Genomic DNA, 21,776 nt, shown 5'->3' on the forward strand with positions numbered 1-21,776 from the left:
GCATGATCGTCTTCCCCGCCATCGACCTGAAGGGCGGCGCGGTCGTGCGGCTCGCCGAGGGCGACATGGATCGCGCCACCGTCTACGGCGACGATCCCGCGCGACAGGCCCGCGCGTTCGCCGCTGCGGGTGCCACCCACCTCCACGTCGTCGATCTCGATGGCGCCTTCGCGGGCCAGGCGGTGAACGGCGCGGCGGTCGAGGCGATCGTCGCGGCCTTCGCGGGCAAGGTGCAGCTCGGTGGCGGCATCCGCGATCGCGCCGCGATCGACCGCTGGCTGGCGCTCGGCGTCGATCGCGTCGTGGTCGGCACCGCCGCGCTCGACGATCCCGCGCTGGTCCGCCAGGCGGCGGGAGACCTGCCGGGCCGGATCGTGGTCGCGGTCGACGCCCGCGCCGGCTTCGTCGCGACGCGCGGCTGGGCGGACCAGTCCGAGGTGCGCGTCGTCGATCTCGCCGAGCGTTTCGCGGACGCTGGCGTCGCGGCGTTGCTCTTTACCGACGTGGGACGCGACGGGCTGCTCAGGGGCTGCAACGTCGCCGCCACGCAGGCGCTCGCCGAGGCGACGGCGATACCTGTGATCGCGTCGGGCGGCGTCGCCGGCCTCGCCGACATCGAGGCGCTGGTCGCGGCGCGCGCGACGATGGCGGGCGGCGGCATCGAGGGCGTGATCACCGGCCGCGCGCTCTACGACGGCCGGCTCGATCTCGCCGAGGCGTTGCGGGTGGCGGCAGGGACGGCGTGACCGTCCGCGTCCGCGTCATCCCCTGTCTCGACGTCGCCGGCGGGCGCGTGGTGAAGGGCGTCAACTTCGTCGATCTCGCCGATGCCGGCGATCCCGTCGAACAGGCGCGCGTCTACGATGCCGCCTTGGCCGACGAGCTCTGCTTCCTCGACATCACCGCCAGCCACGAGGCGCGCGGCACGCTGCTCGACGTCGTCGAGCGGACGGCGGCGGTGTGCTTCATGCCGCTGACCGTCGGCGGCGGCGTCCGCACCGCGGAGGATGCGCGCGCGCTGCTGCTCGCGGGCGCGGACAAGGTGGCGGTGAACTCCGCCGCCGTGGCGCGGCCGGCGCTCGTCTCCGACATCGCCGAGCGCTTCGGCGCCCAGTGCGTCGTCGGCGCGGTCGACGCGAAGCGCAGGGGCGACGGCTGGGAGATCTTCACCCACGGCGGCCGGAAAGCCACCGGGATCGACGCCGTCGCCCACGCCCGCGATCTCGCGGAACGCGGCGCCGGCGAGCTGCTCGTCACGTCGATGAATCGCGACGGCACGCGCGTCGGCTACGACCTCGCGCTCGTCCGCGCGATCGCCGACGCGGTGAGCGTGCCGGTGATCGCCAGCGGCGGCGTCGGCTCGCTCGATCACCTCGTCGACGGCGTGCGCGCGGGCGCGAGCGCCGTGCTCGCGGCGTCGATCTTCCATTTCGGGCAGCATAGCGTGGGCGACGCGCACGCGGCGCTCGCCGCCGCCGGCCTGCCTGTGCGCGGGCGTTGACGACCTCGTGCCGGACACGCACAAGCCGTCCATGTCCGACACGCTGACCCGCCTCGCCGCCATCGTCGCGGAGCGTCGCCACGCCGATCCCAAGGAGAGCTACGTCGCCGCGCTGCTCGCCAAGGGGCTGCCGCACGTCGCGCGCAAGATGGGCGAGGAGGCGGTGGAGACGGTGGTGGCCGCGCTCGCCAGCGACCCGCGCGCGTTGACGGCGGAGGCGGCGGACCTCCTCTTCCACCTGCTGGTGCTGCTGGAGAAGCGCGGCGTCGCTCTCGCCGACGTTCTCGCCGAACTCGATCGGCGCGAGGGCACGTCCGGCCACGAGGAAAAGGCGGCCCGCCCGGTCGAGCCCGCGCCGGCACCGCCGCCGCCGCCGGAAGCCGAGCCCGCGCCCGAGCCGCGCCCGGAGCCCGACATCCTCGATCTGGGCGAAAACGCGCCGGCGCTGGCGATGGGGGGCGCTCCCGTTCCCCGCAAGCGCATCCGCAGGGGCTGACCCATGCCGGTCGACGCGACGCTATCCTACGACGACACCAATGTCTTCGCGCGGATCCTGCGCGGCGAGCTGCCCGCGTCTCGCGTGTACGAGGACGAGCACGCGCTCGCCTTCCACGACATCAATCCCCAGGCGCCCACCCACATCCTCGTCGTCCCGAAGGGCGCCTACGTGTCATGGGACGATTTCTCCGCCCGCGCGAGCGACGCCGAGATCGCCGGCTTCGTCCGCGCCGTCGGCATCGTGGCGCGCGAGGCGGGGCTGGTGGCGCCGGGCTACCGGCTGCTCGCCAACACCGGCACCGACAGCCACCAGGAGGTGGCGCATCTCCACGTCCACATCTTCGCGGGGCGCCGGCTCGGCCGCATGCTCTGCGACTGAGCGGCCGGGGATTGCGCGCCCGTCGCAACCGGCTAGGCTCGGCGCCAGGAAGCCGCCCCGCGCGGCAGGGGGTTCTAGACGATGATCTTCGATCGGGTGAAGCCGCTGGACGCGATCCTCGCGACGGCGGAGAAGAAGGGGCTGCAACGCACGCTGGGCGCGTTCCAGCTCACCATGCTGGGCATCGGCGCCGTCATCGGCACCGGCATCTTCGTGCTGACGTCGGAGGCCGCGCAGAAGGCGGGGCCGGGCATGCTGCTCTCCTTCGTGCTCGCGGGCTTCGTCTGCGCGGTGGCGGCGCTGTGCTATTCCGAACTCGCCTCGATGGTGCCGGTCGCGGGGTCGGCCTACACCTACACCTACGCGGTGATGGGCGAGCTGCTCGCCTGGATGGTCGGCTGGGCGCTGATCCTGGAATATGCGGTGGGCGCGAGCGCGGTGGCGGTGGGCTGGTCGGGCTATTTCGTCGGCCTGCTCGATCGCGGGCTCGGGCTGCACATACCCGACGCGATCGCGGGCGGCCCCAACCAGGGCGGCTTCATCAATCTGCCGGCGGTCGTGATCTCGGCGCTGGTCACGTGGCTGCTCGTCGTCGGCACCACCGAGAGCGCGCGGGTGAACGCGGTCCTGGTGTGCATCAAGGTGGCGGCGCTCACGCTCTTCGTGGCGCTCTCGGTGCCCGCGATGAACACGGAGCATTTCACACCCCTGCTGCCCACCGGCGTCGCCGGCATGGCGGGCGCTGCGGCGTCGATCTTCTTCGCCTATGTGGGGTTCGATGCCGTCTCCACCGCGGCGGAGGAGACGCGCGACCCGCAGCGCAACGTGCCCATCGGCCTGATCGGCAGCCTGATCTTCTGCACCATCTTCTACCTGCTGGTCGCCGCCGGCGCGATCGGCGCCACCCACGACTCCAGCTTCGCGCAACCCGTTCGCGACGCCGGCGGTACGCTGCTGGAACCCGGCAGCCTGGCGCTCGCCGCCCGCTGCAACGCGATCGGCGGCGTGCAGCCGCTGGCGTGCAGCCACGAGGCGCTGGCGCACGTGCTGCGCTCGATCGGCTGGGTGAAGATCGGCAACCTGATCGGGCTCGCCGCCTTCCTGGCGCTGCCGTCGGTGGTGCTGATGATGATGTTCGGGCAGATCCGCGTGTTCTTCGCGATGGCGCGCGACGGCTTGCTGCCCGAGCGGCTCGCCGCCGTGCACCCGCGCTTCCACACGCCGCACGTCATGACGATCGTCACCGGCGTGGTGGTGATCCTGATGTCGGCCTTCCTGCCGGTCGGCAAGCTCGTCGACTACTCGAACTCGGGCACGCTGTTCGCCTTCGCGATGGTGGCGATCTCGGTGCTGGTGCTGCGGCGCGTCGATCCCGGCCGGCGGCGGCCGTTCCGCACGCCGGCGGTGTACGTGGTGGCGCCGCTCGCGATCGCCGGCTGCGCCTACCTGTTCTTCTCGCTCAACCTGATCGCGATGCTGGTGCTGCCGGTGTGGGGTGCGCTGGGCCTCGTCATCTACTTCACCTACAGCCGCCCGCGCAGCCATGTCGGGCGCGGCGTCCCCGACTAAGACCGCGATCAGCCCAGCCGCGCGGCGACGAGCGCCTTCAGGTCCGCCTCGGGCCGCGCGCCATAGTGCGAGATGATCTCGGCGGCGGCGACCGCGCCCATCGTCAGGCACTCGCCGAGCGGACGGTCGCGCACCAGGCCCGTCAGGAAGCCCGCCGAGAACAGGTCGCCCGCCCCCGTCGTGTCGACCACGCGCGCGACGGGCTCGGCGGCGACCTCGGCGCGCTCGTCGCCGCGCAGCGCCACCGCGCCGTCGGCGCCGCGCGTCACCACCAGCAGCGGCACGCGCGCGCGGAGCGCCGCGATCCCCGCTTCGAACCCGGCCTCGCCAGTCAGCGCGGCGAGTTCCTCCTCGTTGGCGAACAGGATGTCGATGTCGCCCGCGTCGATCATCGCGTCGAAGTCCGCCTTGTGGCCGAGGATGCAGAACACCGCCGAGACGCCGAGCGCCACCTGCCGCCCGGCGGCGCGCGCGAAGCCCACCGCGCGGCGCATCGCCTCGCGCGGTTCGGCCGGATCCCACAGATAGCCTTCGAGCAGCAGCACGCGGGCGGACGCCACCGTCGCCTCGTCCACCGCCTCGCGCGGCAGATACTGAGCGGCGCCGAGATAGGTGTTCATCGTCCGCTGCCCGTCGGGCGTGACGAGGATCAGGCAGCGCCCGGTCGGCACGTCGGCCCCGCGCGGCGCCACCTCGCACGCGACGCCCTGCGCGCGCAGATCGTGGACATAGACTTCGCCGAGCTGGTCGTCCGCCACTTGGCCCACGAAGGCGCAGGCGGCGCCCATCGCGGCGGCCCCCGCCAGCGTGTTCGCCGCCGATCCGCCCGACACCTCGCGCCCCGGCCCCATGCGCGCGTAGAGATCGGTCGCGCGCGCGGCGTCGATCAGCGTCATGTCGCCCCTGGCCATGCCTTCGTCCGTCACGAAGGCGTCGGCGGCGGGCGCGATCACATCGACGATGGCGTTGCCGATGGCGAGGATGTCAATCGTCGGTTCGGCCATGCGCGTGCTCCATGCTGGGGACGGAGACGCGCCTAGCTGCGCGGCCCGTTCGGAGGACGCGCCTAGCTGCGCGGCCCCGTTTGCGGGACGCGCCTAGCTGCGCGCCTGGGGCCGTGGCAAGGCGGGCGCGCCATGATTCGCCGCCTCGTCACGCCGCTCGCCCCGCCGCTCCTCCTCGCGCTCCTCGTGGCGGGCTGCGCCGGCGCGCCGCGCCCCGGCGGCCCGGCAACCGAGCGGCCGGCCGACCTCCACGAAGCGGGGCTGGAGCGTGTGGTGGGCAGGACCGCACGCGATTTGGTGGCGCTGTTCGGCCCGGCCGATCTGGATTCGCGCGAGGGCCAGGCGCGCCGGCTCCAGTTCGTCGGCCCGGCCTGCGTGCTCGACGCCTATCTCTACCCCGACAAGGGCAGCGAGCCGACCGTCACCTATCTCGACACGCGACGCCGCGACGGCGACGATATCGACCGGGCATCCTGCGTGGCGGCGCTGGCGCGGCGCGACGCGGCGAAATAGCTCAGGCGGCCGCCAGCTCCGCCAGCGCCCAGCCGGCGGCCTCGCGCACCGTCTCGGACGGATCGTCGAGCAGCCGCGCGAGCGGCGCGCGCAGCGCCGCCTCCCCGCTGTTGCCCGCCGCCACCGCCGCGTTCCGCACCATCCGGTCGCGCCCGATGCGCTTGATCGGCGATCCCGCGAACACCTGCCGGAACGCGGCATCGTCGAGCGCCAGCAGGTCGGCGATGGCGGGCGCCGCCAGCTCGGCGCGCGGTGCGAAGGCGAGGTTGGCGTGGGCGGACGCCGCGAACTTGTTCCACGGGCACACCGCCAGGCAATCGTCGCAGCCATAGACGCGGTTGCCGATCGCGCGCCGGAACTCGACCGGGATCGGCCCGTCATGCTCGATCGTGAGGTAAGAGACGCAGCGCCGCGCATCGAGCCGGTAGGGCGCGGGGAACGCGTCGGTCGGGCACGCCCGCTGGCAGGCGTCGCACGATCCGCAGCTCGCCGCGATCGGCGCGTCGGGCTCCAGCTTCGCGGCGGTGAGGATGCAGCCAATCAGCAACCACGAACCATGCTCGCGGCTGACGAGATTGGTATGCTTGCCCTGCCAGCCGATGCCCGCGGCGGCGGCGAGCGGCTTCTCCATGAGGGGTGCGGTATCGACGAAGACCTTGAGCGGCAGCCCGCTCTCGGCACCCAGCCAGCGGCCCAGCGCCTTCAGCGCGCGCTTGACGACGTCGTGGTAATCCTGCCCCTGCGCGTAGGCGGAGATGCGCGCGACGCCGCCCTCCCCCGCCAGCCGCAGCGGATCGGCGGCGGGCGCGTAGCTCATCCCCAACATGATCGCGGCGCGCGCCTCGGGCCACAGCGCGGCGGGCGAGCGGCGGTGATGGCTCCGCGCCTCCATCCACCCCATCGTGCCATGCGCGCCGTCCGCCAGCCACTCGACCAGCCGCTCGCCGGGCAGCGGCTCGTCGAGCCTGTCGGTCACGCCGCACGCGACGAAGCCCGCGCGCGCGGCCTCGGCCTTCAGGCGTCGGGTGAGGCTGTCCGGCATCACCGCTCCATAGCACGGCCGACACACAAGTCGCCGGCCATTGTCCTGCCCTTGACAGGACGATCCGTATAGGTTACATACCCCACCGTTCGCTCACCCTGCTGACGAGGAGGGCGCGAGCGGACGGGATGGGACGGCGCCGGGGCCACGGCACCCGCGACCGTCCGGACGGTCGGCGCGCTGGGCAGCGGAGGCTTCCCTCGCATCGCATGTTCCACCAGGCCGGCGGGCCACATGGGGGCCGTGCCCTGAGCACCCCCGTCTGAAGTCCGCCCGCCGCAACCGGGACGCCCGCCACGGCGGGCGAAGGTCCCACAAGCGGGGAGCCAACCCCGCACCCCTCCGCCGCCACGCGGCACGCGAGGGCGCCGGCCGTCTCTCTCATCCGGACGGAGGCGGAGCCGTGCCCGCAATCCAACATCGGTCGCGTCGCCCGGCCACGCCTCGCGCCACAGGAAGGGCACCGAACCCGCGAGGAAGCCGAGCAGGCCGGTCTGCGCCAGCAGCGCGCCGCCGACGAGCGCGATGCCCAGGCCAATGCTGGCGGTGACGTTCGCGCCGACGTCCGCCACCATCACCGCGAGCGCGAGGCCGAGGCCCGCCCGCCGCCGCCCCGTCGCCAGCAGCAGCACCACCGCCCCGTCGAGCGGCGCGAGCGCGGACCAGAAGGCCTCCAGCGGCCACGGCGCCCAGCGATAGGGACGCGGCCCCGCGACCAGATAGTCGCGGACGTGGTTGCAGCAGCCGACCGCGAAGCAGATCGCGACGACGGCCACGGCGGCCCGCGCCGCGCGCGAGCCTTGCGCCTCAGGCGAGGCTCACCTGCCCGCCGGCGTGGCGATCCAGCCGCCCGGCGAGCTCCAGCTCCAGCAGCACCGTCTGCACGATCGCGGGCGGCCGGCCGGACTGGCGGACGATCTCGTCGACCGGCACCGCCGCCGGGCCGAGCAGCCCCGTCACCACCGCGCGGTCGCGGTCGTCGGCGTCGGCGGCGCGCGGGCCGCTCCAGCCGCCGGCGGGCTCGGCGATGCCGCCGCGCGGATCGATCGGGCGCACCGCCTCCATCACGTCGTCGGCGGTCTGGATCAGCGTCGCGCCGTCGCGGATGAGCTGGTTGCAGCCCTGCGCGCGCGGATCGAGCGGGCTGCCCGGCACCGCCAGCACCTCGCGGCCATAATCGGCGGCGTGGCGCGCGGTGATGAGCGAGCCGGACTTGGGCGCCGCCTCCACCACCACCACCGCCTGCGCCAGCCCGGCGATGATGCGGTTGCGATAGGGAAAGTGGCGCGCGCGCGGCTCGGTGCCCGGCGGCTGCTCGGCGACCAGCAGGCCTCGGCGGGCCACCTGCTCCTGGAGCTCGGCATTCTCGGGCGGGTAGACGATGTCGATGCCGCCCGCGATCACCGCCACCGTGCCGCCGTCGAGCGCGCCCATATGCGCCGCCGTGTCGATGCCGCGCGCCAGTCCCGAGGCCACCGTCACGCCGCGCGCGCCGAGATCGTGGCCGAGCCCGCGCGCGAAGCGGCACGCGGCGGCGGACGCGTTGCGCGCGCCGACGATCGCCACCACCGGCCGATCGACGAGCGCCCGGTCGCCGCGCACGATCAGCGCGGGCGGCGCGGTCTGGATCTCGGCGAGCGCGGCGGGATAGCCGGGCAGGCCCAGGAACAGGTAGCGCGCGTCGGCCGCCTCCACCGCCTCGACCTCGCGCTCGATCGCGCCGGCCGGCGGCACGGCGGGTGGCTTGCCGCCGCCGCGTCGCGCGAGGTCGGGCACGGCGGCGAGCGCGGCGGCCGCGTCGCCGAAGCGCGCGAGGAGCTGACGATAGGTGACGGGGCCGACCGTGGCGGTGCGGATCAGCCGCAGCCTGGCGATGCGGTCCTCGCGCACGCCTCCCGTCGCCTCCGCCACCCGTGCGTGCATCAGGATCCGGCGCCGACGCGCGGCTCGGTGCCGTCGAGCAGCCGCTCGACATTGCCGCGATGCTTCCACAGCACGACGATCATCATGCCCAGGAACAGCAGCGTCAGCCCTGGTTCGTCGATCACCGCCGCCGCCACCGGCGTCGCCGCCGCCGCCGTCATCCCGCCGACCGAGCTGTGGCGGGTGAGCGCCACGGCGAGCAGCCACGCGCCCGCGAAGGCGAGCCCGCACTGCCAGGAGAGGCTCGCCGCCACGCCGAGCATCGTCGCCACGCCCTTGCCGCCCCGGAAGCGCAGCCACACCGGGTAGAGGTGGCCGAGGAAGGCGAACAGGCCCGCGACCATCGCCGGCAGCGAGGGCGCGAGCAGTTCGGGGTGGAGCGCCTGTACGAGCAGCACGGCGGCCGCCCCCTTCAGCGCGTCAAACAGCAGCGTCGCGGCGGCGAGCGCCTTGCCGCCGGTGCGCAGCACGTTGGTGGCGCCGATGTTGCGCGAACCCGCGTGGCGCGGATCGGGCGCGCCCGCGATCCGCGTGACCAGCAGCCCGAACGGGATCGAGCCGAGCACGTAGCCGATCAGCGCCGCGGCGAGCAGGATGGATCCGGCCGACGACATCCGCGGTAAGCCCCCTCTCCCAGCCGCGCGAAGATAGTCGATTATGCCGGCCGCGCAACAAGCGGATCGGCGCGGCCGGCGTAATCGGATGAAGTCGCGCGTTAATTTCGGCAGGCGTTGCCGGCACCTCGCGCCATGCTATCGCCGCGTCATGACCGACCGGCGCCCCCTCCTGTTCTTCGACTCCGGTGTCGGCGGCCTGTCGGTGCTGGATGCGGTGCGCGCGCTGCGCCCCGCCGCGCCGATCGTCTACGTCGCGGATTCGGGCGGCTTCCCCTACGGCACGCGCGGCGAGGCGGAGATCGCGGCCCGCGTGCCGGCGCTGCTCGGCCGGTTCGCGGAACGCTACCGGCCGCGGCTGGTGGTGATCGCGTGCAACACCGCGTCGACGATCGCGCTCGCCGCCGTGCGCGCGGCGCTCGACCTGCCGATCGTCGGCACGGTGCCGGCGATCAAGCCGGCGGCGCTGCTGTCGCGCACGCGCGCGATCGGGGTGCTCGGCACCGAGGCGACGGTGCGCCAGCCCTATGTCGATCGACTCGCCGCCGAGTTCGCGGCGGACTGCACCGTCGTCCGCCACGGCTCGGCGTGGCTGGTCGAGCTCGCCGAGGCGGCGCTGCGTGGGCATCCGGGCGATCCCGCCGAGTACCGCGCCATCCTCGCCGGGCTGCTCGACCGGCCGAGCGGCGACGCGATCGACACGGTGGTGCTCGCCTGCACGCACTTCCCGCTCGTCGCGGACCAATTGGCGGCGGCGAGCCCGCGCCCGATCGCCTTCGTGGACGGCGCGGCGGGGATCGCGCGGCGCGTCGCCTCGCTGTTGGGGCAGGAGGATCGGACGACGGAGCCGGGCGAGGGCACGGCGGTGTTCACCTCGGATATCAACGTCGACGCGCTGCGTCCCGCGCTCGCCGCACGCGGCCTCTCGCGGATCGAGCGGCTGTGACGTCGCCGCCTCACTCGTCCTGATCGAGACGTTGCGCGGCGAGATGCTGGAAAGCGCCCGCCGCGCGCGCTATGGACGCCTCCGAAAGGTACGGGAGAGCGGGCTTGGACTATCAGCGCGTCTTCGCGCAGGCGATCGACCGGCTCCACGCCGAGGGCCGCTACCGCGTGTTCATCGATATCCTGCGCAACAAGGGCGCCTTTCCCAACGCACGCTGCTTCGCCGGCCATAACGGGCCGAAGCCGATCACGGTGTGGTGCTCCAACGACTATCTCGCGATGGGGCAGCATCCCAAGGTGATCGCGGCGATGGAGGAGGCGCTGCGCGACGTCGGCGCGGGCTCGGGCGGCACGCGCAACATCGGCGGCAACACGCATTACCACGTCGATCTGGAAGCCGAACTCGCCGACCTCCACGGCAAGGAGGGCGCGCTGCTCTTCACCTCGGGCTACGTCTCCAACGAGGCGACGCTGGCGACGCTCGCCAAGGTGCTGCCCGGCTGCGTGATCTTCTCGGACGAATTGAACCACGCCTCGATGATCGCGGGCATCCGCAACTCGGGCTGCGAGAAGCGCGTGTTCCGGCACAACGATCTCGTCCACCTGGAGGAGCTGCTCGCCGCCGAGGACCCGGACGCGCCCAAGCTGATCGCGTTCGAGAGCGTCTACTCGATGGATGGCGACGTCGCGCCGATCGCGGCGATCTGCGACCTTGCCGACAGGTATAACGCGCTCACCTATTGCGACGAGGTCCACGCTGTCGGCATGTACGGTCCGCGCGGCGGCGGCATCACCGAGCGTGACGGCGTGGCGGATCGCGTGACGATCGTCGAGGGCACGCTCGGCAAGGCGTTCGGCGTCATGGGCGGCTACATCGCCGCCGACCGCACGATCATCGACGTGATCCGCAGCTATGCGCCGGGCTTCATCTTCACCACCTCGCTGTCGCCGGTGCTGGTGGCGGGCGTGCTGGCGAGCGTGCGCCACCTCAAGGCGTCGAGCGTCGAGCGCGACGGGCAGCAGGCGGCGGCCGCCACCCTCAAGACGCTGTTCGCCGAGGCGGGGTTGCCGGTGATGCCGTCGACCACGCACATCGTGCCGCTGCTCGTCGGCGATCCGGTGAAGGCCAAGCGGATCAGCGACATCCTGCTCGCCGAGTATGGCGTCTACGTGCAGCCGATCAACTACCCCACGGTGCAGCGCGGCACCGAGCGGCTGCGCTTCACGCCCGGCCCCGCCCACACGGCCGCCATGATGCGCGACCTCACCGCCGCGCTGGCCGAGATCTGGGACAGGCTGGCGCTCAGGCTCGCGGCCTGAGCCGCCGCTACAGCAGCGCGGCGAGCACCAGCGTCAGCACCGCGAGACCGGCGGACAGCGGCACGCGCAGCCGCATCCACCAGCGCGGCGCCAGCCCCTCCCGCGCGAGCCGGCGGTCGACCAGCAGCGTCGCCAGCACGCAGAGCGCGAGCAGCACGACGCTGGGCCCCGGAAACCAGTTCGACAGCACGTGCACGCCGAGCGCCGCGAGGCTGGGCAGCACGGCCAGCGCCAGCCAGGGCGAGACGCGGTCCGCCGGCAGCTTCGCCACCGCGATCCCCCACCACAGCCCGCCGAGGAAGCTCAGGATCAGCCCGACATATTGCAGCCCCACCAGCATCGCGAAATGCTGGAGCTGGACGTCGCCGGTGATGCCCGCGGTCAGCCGCGCCGCGATGGCGAGCAGCGGCGGCAGCAGCCCGGCCGCGCCCAGCGCCGCCGCCGCCGGAGGCACGCGACGGCCCGACCGGCCGCCCCCCTCCTCCACCGCACCCGTCTCCATGTCGTCCTCCTTGCCAGCCCCGCGCGATCGCCTACCTTGGAATGATGGACGATATGACACCGAACGGCCGAGCCGCCCCTGCCGACGCACCCGCGGCGCCACCGATCGTCCACGCCCGCTTCACGGTGGGCGACGTGGTGCGCCACCGCCTGCTCGATTTCCGCGGCGTGATCTTCGACGTCGATCCCGTCTTCGCCAATACCGAGGAATGGTATCAGGCGATCCCCGAAGGCATCCGGCCGTCCAAGGAGCAGCCCTTCTACCACCTTCTCGCCGAGAATGCCGAGGCGAGCTACGTCGCCTATGTCAGCCAGCAGAACCTCGAATCGGATCGCTCGGACGAGCCGATCGAGCATCCGGCGATCGACGGGCTGTTCGACGGTTTCTCCGACGGCCGCTACCGCCTGCGGCGCGAGCACCGTCATTGATCGACGCCGGGCACTGATTGACAGGCGGCGGCCGATCCCCTAGCGAACCGCCTCCCGCGCGGGGCCGTGGCTCGCCGCCGTTCCGCGCGTCCGTTATATTCGAAGAGAGAGCCATGTTCGCTATCGTGCGCACGGGCGGCAAGCAGTATCGCGTCGCCGCCGGGGACAAGATCGTCGTCGAGAAGCTCGGCGGCGAGGCCGGCGAGACCGTGTCGCTGGGCGACGTGCTGTTCGCCGGCAGCGACGGCCAGGCGCAGGACGTGGCGGGCCTTACCGTCTCGGCACGCATCATCGCGCAGGCGAAGGGCGAGAAGGTCATCGTCTTCAAGAAGCGTCGCCGGCACAATTATCGCCGCCGCAACGGCCACCGCCAGCGGCATACGATCCTCGAGATCCTCTCGGTCGGCGGGTCCGATCAGCAGACGCGGACGGCCACGGCCGAACCCGCCGCCGCCGAAGCGTAAGCGGGAGTAGCATCAGATGGCACATAAGAAGGCAGGCGGCTCCTCGCGCAACGGCCGCGACTCGGCGGGGCGTCGGCTTGGCGTCAAGAAGTTCGGCGGCGAGCAGGTGATCGGCGGCAACATCATCATCCGCCAGCGCGGCACCCGCGTCTATCCGGGCGTCGGCGTCGGCATCGGCAAGGATCATACGCTGTACGCGCTGGCTGACGGCCGCGTCCGCTTTCACGACGGCAAGCTCGGCCGCAAGTACGTGTCGGTCGACGAGCAGGCGCTCGCCGCCGAGTAGGGCTGGCCTATCGATTGTTTCGGAAGGGGGGCCGGGATGACCGGCTCCCCTTTCGCGTTTTCAGGTTCCGCCCATGCATTTCCTCGATCAGGCCAAGATCTTCATCCGCTCGGGCGCCGGCGGCCCCGGCGCGGTGTCGTTCCGGCGCGAGAAGTTCATCGAATATGGCGGGCCCGACGGCGGCGACGGCGGCAAGGGCGGCGACATCCTGTTCGAGGCGGTGGCCGGTCTCAACACGCTCATCGACTTTCGCTACACCCAGCATTTCCGCGCGCCTCGCGGCAAGGGGGGCTCGGGATCCAACCGCACCGGCGCGGGCGGCGAGGATCTCGTCGTCCGGGTTCCCGTCGGCACCCAGGTGATCGCCGACGACGAGGAGCGCGCCACCGTGCTGGCAGACTTCACCGTGCCCGGCCAGCAGCGCGTCTTCCTGCGCGGCGGCGACGGCGGGCGCGGCAACGCCAGCTACAAGACGTCGACCAACCGCGCGCCGCGCCAGCACGGGCCGGGCTGGCCGGGCGAGGAGATGTGGGTGTGGCTGCGCCTCAAGCTGCTCGCGGACGCGGGGCTGGTGGGGCTGCCCAACGCGGGCAAGTCCACGTTCATCAACGCCGTCACCAATGCGCGGGCCAAGGTCGGCGCCTACCCCTTCACCACCACGCGTCCGCAGCTCGGCGTCGTGCGCCACCATGAGCGCGAATTCGTCGTCGCCGACATCCCCGGCCTGATCGAGGGCGCGGCGGAGGGCGCGGGCATCGGAGATCGCTTCCTGGGGCATATCGAGCGCTGCCGCGTGCTGCTCCACCTGGTCGACGCCACGGGCGACGATCCGGTCGGCGCCTACCACGTCGTTAGCGAAGAGCTCTCCGCCTACGGCGCCGGCCTGGACGAGAAGCCGCAGGTGCTCGCGCTCAACAAGGTCGACGCCGTCGATGCGAAGACGCGGGCCAGGTTGATGAAGGCGCTCGCCAAGGCCAGCGGGGCGGAGCCGATCGCCCTCTCCGGCGCCGGCGGCGAAGGGTTGGAGACGGTGCTGGATCGGCTCGCCGAGGCGATCGCGCCGGCCGCCCCGGAGGACCGCCACGAAGATGCGACGGCCGGAGACTGGTCCCCATTGTGACGGTCCGGCGATCGGCATAGAGACGCCGCTTCCCCTCCGCCCCCAAGCTCGTCGCGAGGCGCTGGCCCTGCTCTTGGGCGGGACGGGGCTTCGACCATGCCCAGCCCGAACGAGACAGATGACGCCGTTGCGATGACCCGCGCCGCCCTCTTCTCGCCACCATCCTGCCCGGTGCTCGTCGTCAAGATCGGCTCCTCGCTGCTCGTCGCGCCCGACGGACGCGTGCGGCGAGACTGGCTCGCGGGCATCGTCGCCGACGTCGCGGCGCGGCGCGCGGCCGGCCAGCGGATCATCCTCGTCTCCTCGGGCGCGATCGCGCTCGGCGCGCGGCGGCTGGGCCTGCCCGGCGGCGGGCGCGCGAGCCTGGAGGACGCGCAGGCCGCCGCCGCCACCGGCCAGATCGCGTTATCGCAGACATGGGCGGAGCTGCTCGGCGAACGGGGCATCACCGCCGCGCAGATGCTGCTGACGCTCGACGATCTGGAGGATCGCCGCCGCTACCTCAACGCGTCCGCCACCCTCGCGCGGCTGCTCGCGCTGGGCGTCGTGCCCGTCGTCAACGAGAATGACAGCGTCGCGACCGAGGAGATCCGCTTCGGCGACAATGATCGGCTCGCGGCGCGCGTGGCGCTGGCGGCGGGCGCGGGGGGCGTCGTGCTGCTCTCCGACGTCGACGGGCTCTACACCGCCGATCCGGCGCGGGACCCTTCCGCGACGCTGGTGGCCGACGCGACGCTCGACGCCGCGACGCTGGCGATGGCCGATGGAGCCTCGCGATCGGGGATGGGATCGGGCGGCATGGCCGCCAAGCTCGCCGCCGCGCGGATCGCGCACGAGGGCGGCGCCCACCTCGCGATCGTCGGCGGCGCGGGGGATCGCCCCCTCTCCGCCTTCGCCGACACGGCGCGCGGCACCGTGTTCGCCGCCTCCGCTCGCAGGGGCGCGCGCAAGGCGTGGCTCGCCGGCCGGCTGACCGCGCGCGGCCGCATCCTGATCGACGAGGGCGCGGCCGATGCGCTCGGCCGCGGCGCCAGCCTGCTGCCCGCCGGCGCGCGCGCGGCGGAGGGCCGGTTCGCGCGCGGCGACGTCGTCGACATCGTCGGCGCCGACGGTCGCATCGTCGCGCGCGGGCTCGCCGAATATGACGGAGAGGAAGCACGCCGCATCGCCGGTCGTCGCTCCACCGATCTCGCCGACTTGCTCGGCTACGCGCCGCGCGCGGCGCTGGTTCACCGCGATCACATGGTGATGCTTTGAAGAACCGCCATCATACGCTGGCGGTGACCGGCGGCACCGGCTTCGTGGGCCGCCACCTGCTCGACGCGGCGCTCGCCCAGGGCCACCACGTCCGCGCGCTCACCCGCGCGCCGCGCCCGCCGCGCGAGGGGGTGGCGTGGGTGTATGGCGCGCTGGAGAAGCCCGCCGCGCTCGCCGAGCTGGTCGACGGCGCGGACGCGGTGATCCACGTCGCCGGGCTCGTCAACGCACCGAACCGCGCGGGCTTCGCTGCCGGCAACGTGGCCGGCACGCTGGCGGTGGTGGACGCCGCGCGCGCGGCGGGGCTGCGGCGCTTCGTCCACGTCTCGTCGCTGGCGGCGCGCGAGCCCCAGCTGTCGGACTATGGCTGGTCCAAGGCGCGCGCCGAGACGATCGTCGCGGCCTCCGCGCTCGACTGGACGATGGTGCGCCCGCCCGCCGTATTCGGCCCCGGCGACACCGAGATACTGGAGCTGTTCCGCGCCGCGCGCCGGGGCCTGGTGCCGGTGCCGCCCGCCGGCCGCCTGTCGGTGATCGCGGCGCAGGATCTCGCCCGGTTGCTGCTCGCGGTGCTGCCCGACGACGACAGCCAGGCCGCGATCTACGAGCCCGACGACGGCCGCGCCGGCGGCTGGACGCACGCCGAGTTCGCCACCGCGATCGGCCATGCCGTCGGCCGCCGCTCGCGCACGCAGCCCGTGCCGGCCTGGGCGATGCACGCCGGCGCCTGGTTCGACGCCGCCTGGCGCGGCCGCAACGCCAAGCTGACGCGCGATCGCGTGCGCTACTTTCTTCACCCGGATTGGGTGTCCGATCCCGTCCGCCGCCCGCCCCCTCGCCTCTGGCAGGCGGAGGTGACGACGCAGGACGGGCTAAGCGTCGCGGCTGAGAGTTACCGTGCCGACGGGCTGCTCGCCTGATCGGCTTTGCAAGCCCGCGCGCCCTCCTCTAGGGGATCGGCCATGCGTGACGAAACCTTCGCCCGGGTCGCCGAGCTGATCGAGCCGTTCAACAAGAAGCAGGCGACGCTGGCGGACGACACCCGCTTCGCGACCGACCTCGAATGGGACAGCCTCACCGTCATGGATTTCGTGGCGGCGGTCGAGGACGAGTTCGACATCATCATCACGATGAACATGCAGGCCGAGATCGAGACGGTGGGCCAGCTCGTCGACGCGGTGGACACGCTCAGGGGCGACGAGCCGGCATGACCGACGCCGGCACGCTGCCCGAGGATCGCCCGCTCGACGCGCTGACCCACCCCTCCCCGCCCGATCTTCTGGCCAAGTTCGACGCGCTGATCGCGGAGCGCGAGGCGCTGCTGGAAACGGGCGTCCGCGATCCCTTCGCGATCGTGATGGACGAGGTGCTGTCGCCCACCGAGGCGATGATCCAGGGCCGCAAGACGATCCTGCTCGGCACCTACAACTACATGGGTATGACGTTCGACCCCGACGTGGTGGCGGCGGGCAAGAAGGCGCTCGACGAGTATGGCGCGGGCACCACCGGCAGCCGCGTGCTCAACGGCACCTACCAGGGCCACAAGGAAGTCGAGGCGGCGCTGCGCGACTTCTACGCGATGGATCACGCCATCGTCTTCTCGACGGGCTATCAAGCCAATCTCGGCATGATTTCGACGCTCGCCGGCAAGGGCGACTACATCATCCTGGATGCCGACAGCCATGCCTCGATCTACGACGGCTGCTGGCTGGGCAACGCCGAGGTCGTGCGCTTCCGCCACAATTCGGTGGAGGATCTCGACAAGCGGCTCGGACGGCTGCCGCCGCACGCTGGCAAGCTCGTCATCCTGGAAGGCGTCTACTCGATGTTCGGCGACATCGCGCCGCTCGCCGAGATGGTGCGCGTGGCCAAGAATCACGGCGCCATGATCCTGTGCGACGAGGCGCACGGCATGGGCTTCTTCGGAGCGAACGGGCGCGGCGTGTTCGAGGAGGCGGGCGTCGAGAACGAGGTCGATTTCGTCGTCGGCACATTCTCCAAGTCGGTCGGCACGGTGGGCGGCTTCTGCGTCTCCAACCATCCCAAGTTCGAGGTCCTGCGCCTCGTCTGCAGGCCCTATGTATTCACCGCCTCGCTGCCGCCATCGGTGGTGGCCACCGCCGCCACCTCGATCCGCAAGCTCGCCCATGCCCACAATAAGCGCGGCAAGCTGTGGGACAACAGCCGCCGCCTCCACAAAGGCCTGCGCGATCTCGGCTTCAAATTGGGCACGCCCGAGGCGCAGTCGGCGATCATCGCCGTGATCCTGCCCGATCAGGAGACGGCGGTGGCGATGTGGCAGACGCTGCTGGAGCTCGGCCTCTACGTCAACATGGCGCGCCCGCCTGCGACGCCGGCGGGCACCTACCTGCTGCGCTGCTCGCTGTGCGCCGAGCATCGCGACGAGCAGGTCGGCGAGATCATCGCCATGTTCGCGCAAGCCGGGCGTCGGACGGGTACGATCGCATAATCGCTGCGGGGCGCGGCGTTTCGCGCTTAACGCTTTCTTCAGCATGGAGTGCGACCTACTGGCCTGACCATGGGTCACGGGCAAACCGGCGTCGCCACGGGCGACGGGCCGCCGCAGGCCGGGGACGCGGGCAGGCCGGTTCCGGTCGTGCTCGTCGTCGCGGCGCTAGTCGCGCTCGCCGCCATCGCCTTCCTCGTGCTGCGCGTCGGGCACTCGCTCGGCGAGCGCGACCGCGCCGTGGACCGCGAGCGGCACGGCTATCAGGTGGTGCTCGCCACCCGATCGGTGTCGGCCTCGATCGCGTCCGCGGAAGCCGCGCTCGGCCGCTACGCGATCAGCGGCGATCGCGCGATGGGCGCGACCTATTATGACGACTGGGTAATGGCGGGCGCGCAGATCGGACGCCTCAGGCAGCTCGTCGCCCGCGATCCGGTCGCCTCCGCGCTGGCGGACAGGCTCGGCCGGCTCTTCGAGACGCGCGGCCGCGAGCTTGGCGCACCGGCGTCCAGCGCGGCGCGGCACGACGGCTGGACGGCGCTCTCCCAGTTCAACGCCACCGGCCGGAGCCCGCGCATCGCCGCGATCGACCAGGTGCTGGAGGCGATCCGCCAGCACGAGGTGGGGGTGCTGCGCCACCGCGCCGACCAGTCCGACGCCGCGACCAGCGACACGACGCACCTGATCGGTCTGCTGTCGCTCACCGGCCTCCTGCTGATCGTCGCCACGGGCGGCCTGGCGATGGCGTTCTCCGTCGCCACGCGGAACCACCGCGTCGCGCAGGACGAGGCCGACGATGCCGCCGATCGCGCCTCCTGGCTGTGCGAGGCGGTCGCCGCGCGCACCGCCGAGCTGACGGCGATGAACGAGCGGCTGAACACCGAGATGGCGGAGCGCGCCGCCGCCGAGGCACGGCTCGGCCAGATGCAGAAGATGGAGGCGCTGGGCCAGCTCACCGGCGGCATCGCGCACGACTTCAACAACATGCTGGCGGTCGTGGTCGGCGGGCTTGAGCTTGCGCGCCGCCGCCTCGCCACCGCACCCGACAGCGCCGCCGAGCATCTCGATCGTGCGATGGAGGGAGCCAATCGCGCCGCCGGCCTCACCCGCCGCCTGCTCGGCTTCGCGCGCGCCGAGCCGCTGCTGCCCGAACGCGTCGCACCCGCCGCGCTGATCTCCGGCATGTCCGACCTGCTCGACCGCACGCTCGGCGAGCGCGTGCGGATCGAGGTGCGGACGACGGGCGCCACATGGCCGGTGTTCGTCGATCCGCTCCAGTTCGAGAACGCGATCCTCAACCTCGCGGTGAACGGCCGCGACGCGATGGAGGGCGCCGGCACGCTGGTCGTCTCCGCCGAGGATGTGGGTTTGCGCGAGCGCGAGGTGGGCGAGCTTCCCGCCGGCGATTACGTCCGCGTCGCGGTCGCCGACGCGGGCATCGGCATGGCGCCCGAGATCCTGAGCCGCGTCTTCGAACCGTTCTTCACCACCAAGCCGGTGGGCAAGGGCACGGGCCTGGGGCTCAGCCAGATCTTCGGCTTCGCGCGCCAATCCGGCGGCGACGTCGCGATCGGCAGCACGCCGGGCGCGGGCACCACCGTCTCGCTCTACCTGCCCCGCGCGATCGCCGCGGCGCCGCCGGCCCCCCCGCCCCGCGCGGTCGCCGACATCGTGCGGCTGCCCGTGGCGCGCGCGGCGGGGCCGAGGCCGGTGCTGCTGGTGGAGGACGATCCGCGCGTCCGCGCCGCGACCGCCGGCGCGCTCGAGGAACTCGGCTACGATCCGATCGCGTGCGACGATCCCGCGCACGCGCTCGCCATGCTCGCCGATCGCGCGGACGTGCGCGTGATGGTGACGGACGTCGTCATGCCGGTGATGACCGGGCCGGAACTCGCCGCCGAGGCACGCCGCCGCCGGCCCGACCTGTCGGTGCTGTTCGTCACCGGCTACGCGCGCGAGGATGCGGGCGAGCTCGCGGGCGAGGCGATGCTGAGGAAGCCCTTCACCTTCGCCGCGCTCGATCGCGCGGTCGCCGATGCCTTCGCCGCCGAGCCGCTCAGCGCACCGCGCCGCGCGCAAGCAGGCGGGGCAGCAGACTGAGCGCGCCGAGGATCGGCCAGCGCCGCTGCCACGGCCGGATCGCGATGGCGGTGCGCGCGTGGCGATTGATCTTCCACGCGAGATAGTCGAGCCCGCCCGCGTAGGTCGCCGATGCCTTGGCGAGCCGCGCGAGCGTGAGCAGCTTGCCGCGCCGCCGCGTCCGCCGCCAGCCGCGCTCCGGGTCCGCCTCGCGGCGGGTAGCCGCGCGCGATCGCGAGCGCGGGCCCGGTGAAGCGGCGGTAGCGATCCGGATCGGCATCGACGACGGAGGCCGCCCGCCCGCTCCGCTCGGCGCGGAGCTCGGCGGCGTAGGTCAGGGCGAAGGCGCGGCGCCACCGATCCAGCTCCGGGCCGGCGCCCTGGTCGTCCACCCGGCTCAGCAGCGTCGGCGCGGCGCGCGCGATCGCGGCGATCGCCGACGCGCGCGCCGCCTCGTCGGCCGCCCACACCAGCCGCGACGGTTGCGCGAAGCGCGCCCATACCGACGGGTTGTCGGTCTCGGGCCCGCACAGCCGATGGAAGTCGGCGACGCTCAGCACCGCATATTTGGCGACCAGCCCGTCCGCCTCGAAGGGATAGACGTTGGGCGGCAGCAGCCGGTTGACGATGGCCTCCCACCGCGTTCGGTAGGCGCGGCCATAATCCGAGACGATCAGGTAGAAATCGAGCATCAGCCCGTCGAGCGCGCTCTCTCTCAGGCACGATCCGTAGAACAGCACGGCCCGCGCCACCGTGCGATGCCGTGCCGCGATCGCGGCCGCCAGACGGGCGACACGCGGATCGACGGGGATCGCCAGCTCGTCGGCGACGAGCGCGGCGAGATCAGGCGGCGGCAAGGCTGAGGAAGGGCACGGGCGCGGTCGGCGTCAGCACGATCGGCCGGCCCTCGGCGGCCACGAACAGCTCGCCGTCGAGGAAGACGCTGGATCGCTCGCCCTCGATGCGGATCTCGTCGCCCTGGCCCAGGTGAACGCCGCGCATCGATCCGGGCTTGAGCCGCCCGAACAGGCTGGCGATGGTCGCGCCGACCAGCGTGAACGGGTTCCTCTCCACCATCAGCAGCTTGAGCGTGCCGCGCGCCGCCCCGGTCGAGTCGCCGCGCCAGCCGAGCACCAGCTTGTGCAGCGTCGTGACGATCAGCAGCGCGAAGGTGCCGACCAGCACGCCCTGCCTCAGCACCGAGACGCGCACCGGCCGGCCGCGCTCCGGCAGGAAGGCGGCGCTGATCCCGAACAGCATCGACACCACCACCGCGAAAGCGCGGTGATCGCGTGCGCCACGCCGTTGGGCAGGCCGAGCGGATAGATCTTGTTGCGGCAGTAGATCATCGAGTCGGCGAGCCCCGCGCCGCCGAGGAACATGCCGAGCACCGGCCGTGACGTTGGCCTCGCCGTCGGACAGCGCGATCAGCTCGCGCACGACGGTGTGCGGCGCCACATCCTCGTTGGCGATGGCGACGATGCGATCGAGCGCGGCGAGCGGATCGCCCGCCATGCCGAGATCGAGCGCGATCAGGTTGGTCTTGCCGTTGGGCAGCACCGCGACGGGCGGCGGCGCGCCCTCGAAATGGCCGCCATGATACAGCTCGGTCAGCGTCGCCTGCACGGTGCCGTCGCCGCCGTTGACGATGAGAATGCGGGGCCGGACGCGCGCGATGGTGCGCAGGCCGTCGCCGATCTGGTCGACATGCTCGACCTCGTAGTGGAAGACGTCGGGATTGCCCGCGCAATAGGCGCGGATGCGCGGCAGCAGCTTGGCGTTGCCCGTCGACATCGGATTGGAGAGGAGCGCGACGCGCGCCATCAGCCCGCCACCCCGCCGCTGGCCACAGGCCGGCCTCCCAC

22 protein-coding genes and 3 pseudogenes are annotated in these 21,776 nt (G+C 72.7%); 17 read left to right on the plus strand and 8 right to left on the minus strand.

Annotated features, from left to right (window positions below; genetic code table 11):
• The first annotated feature begins 2 nt into the window (after positions 1 to 2).
• The 5 genes and pseudogenes from hisA to ACOFKX_RS14110 all read left to right on the plus strand — a co-directional run bounded on the left by hisA (position 3) and on the right by ACOFKX_RS14110 (position 3,947).
• On the plus strand, positions 3 to 746 hold the full coding sequence (gene hisA / locus ACOFKX_RS14090; protein WP_419827711.1) for a 1-(5-phosphoribosyl)-5-[(5-phosphoribosylamino)methylideneamino]imidazole-4-carboxamide isomerase: 744 nt from the start codon (positions 3 to 5) through the stop codon (positions 744 to 746).
• Positions 743 to 1,501 (plus strand): imidazole glycerol phosphate synthase subunit HisF, encoded by a 759-nt coding sequence (hisF, locus tag ACOFKX_RS14095; protein ID WP_419827712.1) that lies wholly within the window; start codon positions 743 to 745, stop codon positions 1,499 to 1,501. The genes hisA and hisF overlap by 4 nt, the downstream gene beginning before the upstream one ends.
• A gap of 31 nt (positions 1,502 to 1,532) precedes the next feature.
• Positions 1,533 to 1,844, plus strand: a pseudogene (locus ACOFKX_RS14100) (phosphoribosyl-ATP diphosphatase); the annotation flags it as partial.
• Positions 1,845 to 2,000: 156 nt separating this feature from the next.
• On the plus strand, positions 2,001 to 2,378 hold the full coding sequence (locus tag ACOFKX_RS14105; RefSeq protein WP_419827713.1) for a histidine triad nucleotide-binding protein: 378 nt from the start codon (positions 2,001 to 2,003) through the stop codon (positions 2,376 to 2,378).
• Between the two features lie 81 nt (positions 2,379 to 2,459).
• Positions 2,460 to 3,947: an amino acid permease gene (locus ACOFKX_RS14110; protein WP_419827714.1), complete on the plus strand. Its 1,488-nt coding sequence runs from the start codon at positions 2,460 to 2,462 to the stop codon at positions 3,945 to 3,947.
• An 8-nt stretch (positions 3,948 to 3,955) separates the two neighbouring features.
• Here the strand turns inward: ACOFKX_RS14110 and ACOFKX_RS14115 are convergent, their stop codons facing one another.
• Positions 3,956 to 4,951: an adenosine kinase gene (locus tag ACOFKX_RS14115; RefSeq protein WP_419827715.1), complete on the minus strand. Its 996-nt coding sequence runs from the start codon at positions 4,949 to 4,951 to the stop codon at positions 3,956 to 3,958.
• Positions 4,952 to 5,083: 132 nt separating this feature from the next.
• Between ACOFKX_RS14115 and ACOFKX_RS14120 the strand changes: the two genes are divergently transcribed.
• Positions 5,084 to 5,464 (plus strand): hypothetical protein, encoded by a 381-nt coding sequence (locus tag ACOFKX_RS14120; RefSeq protein WP_419827716.1) that lies wholly within the window; start codon positions 5,084 to 5,086, stop codon positions 5,462 to 5,464.
• A gap of 1 nt (position 5,465) precedes the next feature.
• Here the strand turns inward: ACOFKX_RS14120 and queG are convergent, their stop codons facing one another.
• Genes queG through plsY form a run of 4 tightly spaced genes read right to left on the minus strand, consistent with a single transcriptional unit; the run spans position 5,466 to position 9,043 of the window.
• Complete coding sequence (gene queG / locus ACOFKX_RS14125; RefSeq protein WP_419827717.1) at positions 5,466 to 6,506, minus strand: tRNA epoxyqueuosine(34) reductase QueG; 1,041 nt, start codon at positions 6,504 to 6,506, stop codon at positions 5,466 to 5,468.
• Positions 6,506 to 7,282 carry a hypothetical protein gene (locus ACOFKX_RS14130; RefSeq protein ID WP_419827718.1) on the minus strand — a complete coding sequence of 259 codons (777 nt, stop codon included), beginning with the start codon at positions 7,280 to 7,282 and terminating at the stop codon, positions 6,506 to 6,508. Before ACOFKX_RS14130 ends, queG begins: the two co-directional genes overlap by 1 nt.
• 31 nt (positions 7,283 to 7,313) lie before the next feature.
• Positions 7,314 to 8,429, minus strand: coding sequence for a DNA-processing protein DprA (dprA, locus tag ACOFKX_RS14135; protein WP_419827719.1), 1,116 nt, complete (start codon positions 8,427 to 8,429; stop codon positions 7,314 to 7,316).
• On the minus strand, positions 8,429 to 9,043 hold the full coding sequence (plsY, locus tag ACOFKX_RS14140) for a glycerol-3-phosphate 1-O-acyltransferase PlsY (RefSeq protein ID WP_419827720.1): 615 nt from the start codon (positions 9,041 to 9,043) through the stop codon (positions 8,429 to 8,431). The genes dprA and plsY overlap by 1 nt, the downstream gene beginning before the upstream one ends.
• A gap of 151 nt (positions 9,044 to 9,194) precedes the next feature.
• Here plsY and murI point away from each other — a divergent pair, with 151 nt between their 5' ends.
• Both murI and hemA read left to right on the plus strand, forming a co-directional pair.
• On the plus strand, positions 9,195 to 9,989 hold the full coding sequence (gene murI / locus ACOFKX_RS14145) for a glutamate racemase (protein WP_419827721.1): 795 nt from the start codon (positions 9,195 to 9,197) through the stop codon (positions 9,987 to 9,989).
• A 71-nt stretch (positions 9,990 to 10,060) separates the two neighbouring features.
• The gene (hemA, locus tag ACOFKX_RS14150; RefSeq protein WP_419827722.1) at positions 10,061 to 11,308 is read left to right on the plus strand and encodes a 5-aminolevulinate synthase; all 1,248 of its coding nucleotides are present in this window, start codon (positions 10,061 to 10,063) and stop codon (positions 11,306 to 11,308) included.
• Positions 11,309 to 11,315: 7 nt separating this feature from the next.
• Here hemA and ACOFKX_RS14155 read toward each other — a convergent pair whose 3' ends face one another.
• Entirely contained in the window at positions 11,316 to 11,810 is a 495-nt protein-coding gene (locus tag ACOFKX_RS14155; protein ID WP_419827723.1) for a DUF3429 domain-containing protein, read from the minus strand.
• A gap of 53 nt (positions 11,811 to 11,863) precedes the next feature.
• On the opposite strand from ACOFKX_RS14155, the gene hspQ reads away from it, so the two are divergent.
• The 9 genes from hspQ (at position 11,864) to ACOFKX_RS14200 (ending at position 19,932) form a co-directional block, all read left to right on the plus strand.
• Positions 11,864 to 12,238, plus strand: coding sequence for a heat shock protein HspQ (gene hspQ, locus ACOFKX_RS14160; RefSeq protein WP_419827724.1), 375 nt, complete (start codon positions 11,864 to 11,866; stop codon positions 12,236 to 12,238).
• 113 nt (positions 12,239 to 12,351) lie between these two features.
• On the plus strand, positions 12,352 to 12,702 hold the full coding sequence (rplU, locus tag ACOFKX_RS14165) for a 50S ribosomal protein L21 (RefSeq protein ID WP_419827725.1): 351 nt from the start codon (positions 12,352 to 12,354) through the stop codon (positions 12,700 to 12,702).
• A gap of 16 nt (positions 12,703 to 12,718) precedes the next feature.
• Complete coding sequence (gene rpmA, locus ACOFKX_RS14170) at positions 12,719 to 12,988, plus strand: 50S ribosomal protein L27 (protein ID WP_419827726.1); 270 nt, start codon at positions 12,719 to 12,721, stop codon at positions 12,986 to 12,988.
• A 73-nt stretch (positions 12,989 to 13,061) separates the two neighbouring features.
• On the plus strand, positions 13,062 to 14,108 hold the full coding sequence (gene obgE, locus ACOFKX_RS14175; protein WP_419827727.1) for a GTPase ObgE: 1,047 nt from the start codon (positions 13,062 to 13,064) through the stop codon (positions 14,106 to 14,108).
• A gap of 132 nt (positions 14,109 to 14,240) precedes the next feature.
• Positions 14,241 to 15,365, plus strand: a complete 1,125-nt coding sequence (proB, locus tag ACOFKX_RS14180) for a glutamate 5-kinase (protein ID WP_419827728.1) — start codon at positions 14,241 to 14,243, stop codon at positions 15,363 to 15,365.
• Entirely contained in the window at positions 15,362 to 16,285 is a 924-nt protein-coding gene (locus tag ACOFKX_RS14185; RefSeq protein WP_419827729.1) for an SDR family oxidoreductase, read from the plus strand. Before proB ends, ACOFKX_RS14185 begins: the two co-directional genes overlap by 4 nt.
• A gap of 42 nt (positions 16,286 to 16,327) precedes the next feature.
• On the plus strand, positions 16,328 to 16,576 hold the full coding sequence (locus ACOFKX_RS14190; protein WP_419827730.1) for an acyl carrier protein: 249 nt from the start codon (positions 16,328 to 16,330) through the stop codon (positions 16,574 to 16,576).
• Positions 16,573 to 17,835, plus strand: a complete 1,263-nt coding sequence (gene spt, locus ACOFKX_RS14195) for a serine palmitoyltransferase (RefSeq protein ID WP_419827731.1) — start codon at positions 16,573 to 16,575, stop codon at positions 17,833 to 17,835. The genes ACOFKX_RS14190 and spt overlap by 4 nt, the downstream gene beginning before the upstream one ends.
• Before the next feature lie 69 nt (positions 17,836 to 17,904).
• Positions 17,905 to 19,932, plus strand: coding sequence for an ATP-binding protein (locus ACOFKX_RS14200; protein WP_419827732.1), 2,028 nt, complete (start codon positions 17,905 to 17,907; stop codon positions 19,930 to 19,932).
• Here ACOFKX_RS14200 and ACOFKX_RS14205 read toward each other — a convergent pair.
• Positions 19,889 to 20,768, minus strand: a pseudogene (locus ACOFKX_RS14205) (hypothetical protein). The gene ACOFKX_RS14200 and the pseudogene ACOFKX_RS14205 sit on opposite strands and share 44 nt — an antisense overlap.
• Positions 20,755 to 21,735 (minus strand): annotated as a pseudogene (locus tag ACOFKX_RS14210) (diacylglycerol/lipid kinase family protein). Before ACOFKX_RS14210 ends, ACOFKX_RS14205 begins: the two co-directional pseudogenes overlap by 14 nt.
• Between the last annotated feature and the right edge of the window lie 41 nt (positions 21,736 to 21,776).

It is taken from the genome of Sphingomonas sp. (assembly GCF_965200105.1).
GTDB lineage: Bacteria > Pseudomonadota > Alphaproteobacteria > Sphingomonadales > Sphingomonadaceae > Solisphingomonas.

What these genes read in the sequence shown, in the direction of transcription:
- rplU (WP_419827725.1), top strand. Translation starts at nt 12,352, where the DNA reads ATGTTCGCTATCGTGCGCACGGGCGGCAAGCAGTATCGCGTCGCCGCC.
- spt (WP_419827731.1), top strand. Translation starts at nt 16,573, where the DNA reads ATGACCGACGCCGGCACGCTGCCCGAGGATCGCCCGCTCGACGCGCTG.
- rpmA (WP_419827726.1), top strand. Translation starts at nt 12,719, where the DNA reads ATGGCACATAAGAAGGCAGGCGGCTCCTCGCGCAACGGCCGCGACTCG.
- ACOFKX_RS14200 (WP_419827732.1), top strand. Translation starts at nt 17,905, where the DNA reads ATGGGTCACGGGCAAACCGGCGTCGCCACGGGCGACGGGCCGCCGCAG.
- proB (WP_419827728.1), top strand. Translation starts at nt 14,241, where the DNA reads ATGACCCGCGCCGCCCTCTTCTCGCCACCATCCTGCCCGGTGCTCGTC.
- ACOFKX_RS14120 (WP_419827716.1), top strand. Translation starts at nt 5,084, where the DNA reads ATGATTCGCCGCCTCGTCACGCCGCTCGCCCCGCCGCTCCTCCTCGCG.
- ACOFKX_RS14190 (WP_419827730.1), top strand. Translation starts at nt 16,328, where the DNA reads ATGCGTGACGAAACCTTCGCCCGGGTCGCCGAGCTGATCGAGCCGTTC.
- hemA (WP_419827722.1), top strand. Translation starts at nt 10,061, where the DNA reads ATGGACGCCTCCGAAAGGTACGGGAGAGCGGGCTTGGACTATCAGCGC.
- ACOFKX_RS14115 (WP_419827715.1), bottom strand. Translation starts at nt 4,951, where the DNA reads ATGGCCGAACCGACGATTGACATCCTCGCCATCGGCAACGCCATCGTC.
- ACOFKX_RS14110 (WP_419827714.1), top strand. Translation starts at nt 2,460, where the DNA reads ATGATCTTCGATCGGGTGAAGCCGCTGGACGCGATCCTCGCGACGGCG.
- hspQ (WP_419827724.1), top strand. Translation starts at nt 11,864, where the DNA reads ATGACACCGAACGGCCGAGCCGCCCCTGCCGACGCACCCGCGGCGCCA.
- hisA (WP_419827711.1), top strand. Translation starts at nt 3, where the DNA reads ATGATCGTCTTCCCCGCCATCGACCTGAAGGGCGGCGCGGTCGTGCGG.
- murI (WP_419827721.1), top strand. Translation starts at nt 9,195, where the DNA reads ATGACCGACCGGCGCCCCCTCCTGTTCTTCGACTCCGGTGTCGGCGGC.
- dprA (WP_419827719.1), bottom strand. Translation starts at nt 8,429, where the DNA reads ATGCACGCACGGGTGGCGGAGGCGACGGGAGGCGTGCGCGAGGACCGC.
- queG (WP_419827717.1), bottom strand. Translation starts at nt 6,506, where the DNA reads ATGCCGGACAGCCTCACCCGACGCCTGAAGGCCGAGGCCGCGCGCGCG.
- obgE (WP_419827727.1), top strand. Translation starts at nt 13,062, where the DNA reads ATGCATTTCCTCGATCAGGCCAAGATCTTCATCCGCTCGGGCGCCGGC.
- plsY (WP_419827720.1), bottom strand. Translation starts at nt 9,043, where the DNA reads ATGTCGTCGGCCGGATCCATCCTGCTCGCCGCGGCGCTGATCGGCTAC.
- ACOFKX_RS14105 (WP_419827713.1), top strand. Translation starts at nt 2,001, where the DNA reads ATGCCGGTCGACGCGACGCTATCCTACGACGACACCAATGTCTTCGCG.
- ACOFKX_RS14155 (WP_419827723.1), bottom strand. Translation starts at nt 11,810, where the DNA reads ATGGAGACGGGTGCGGTGGAGGAGGGGGGCGGCCGGTCGGGCCGTCGC.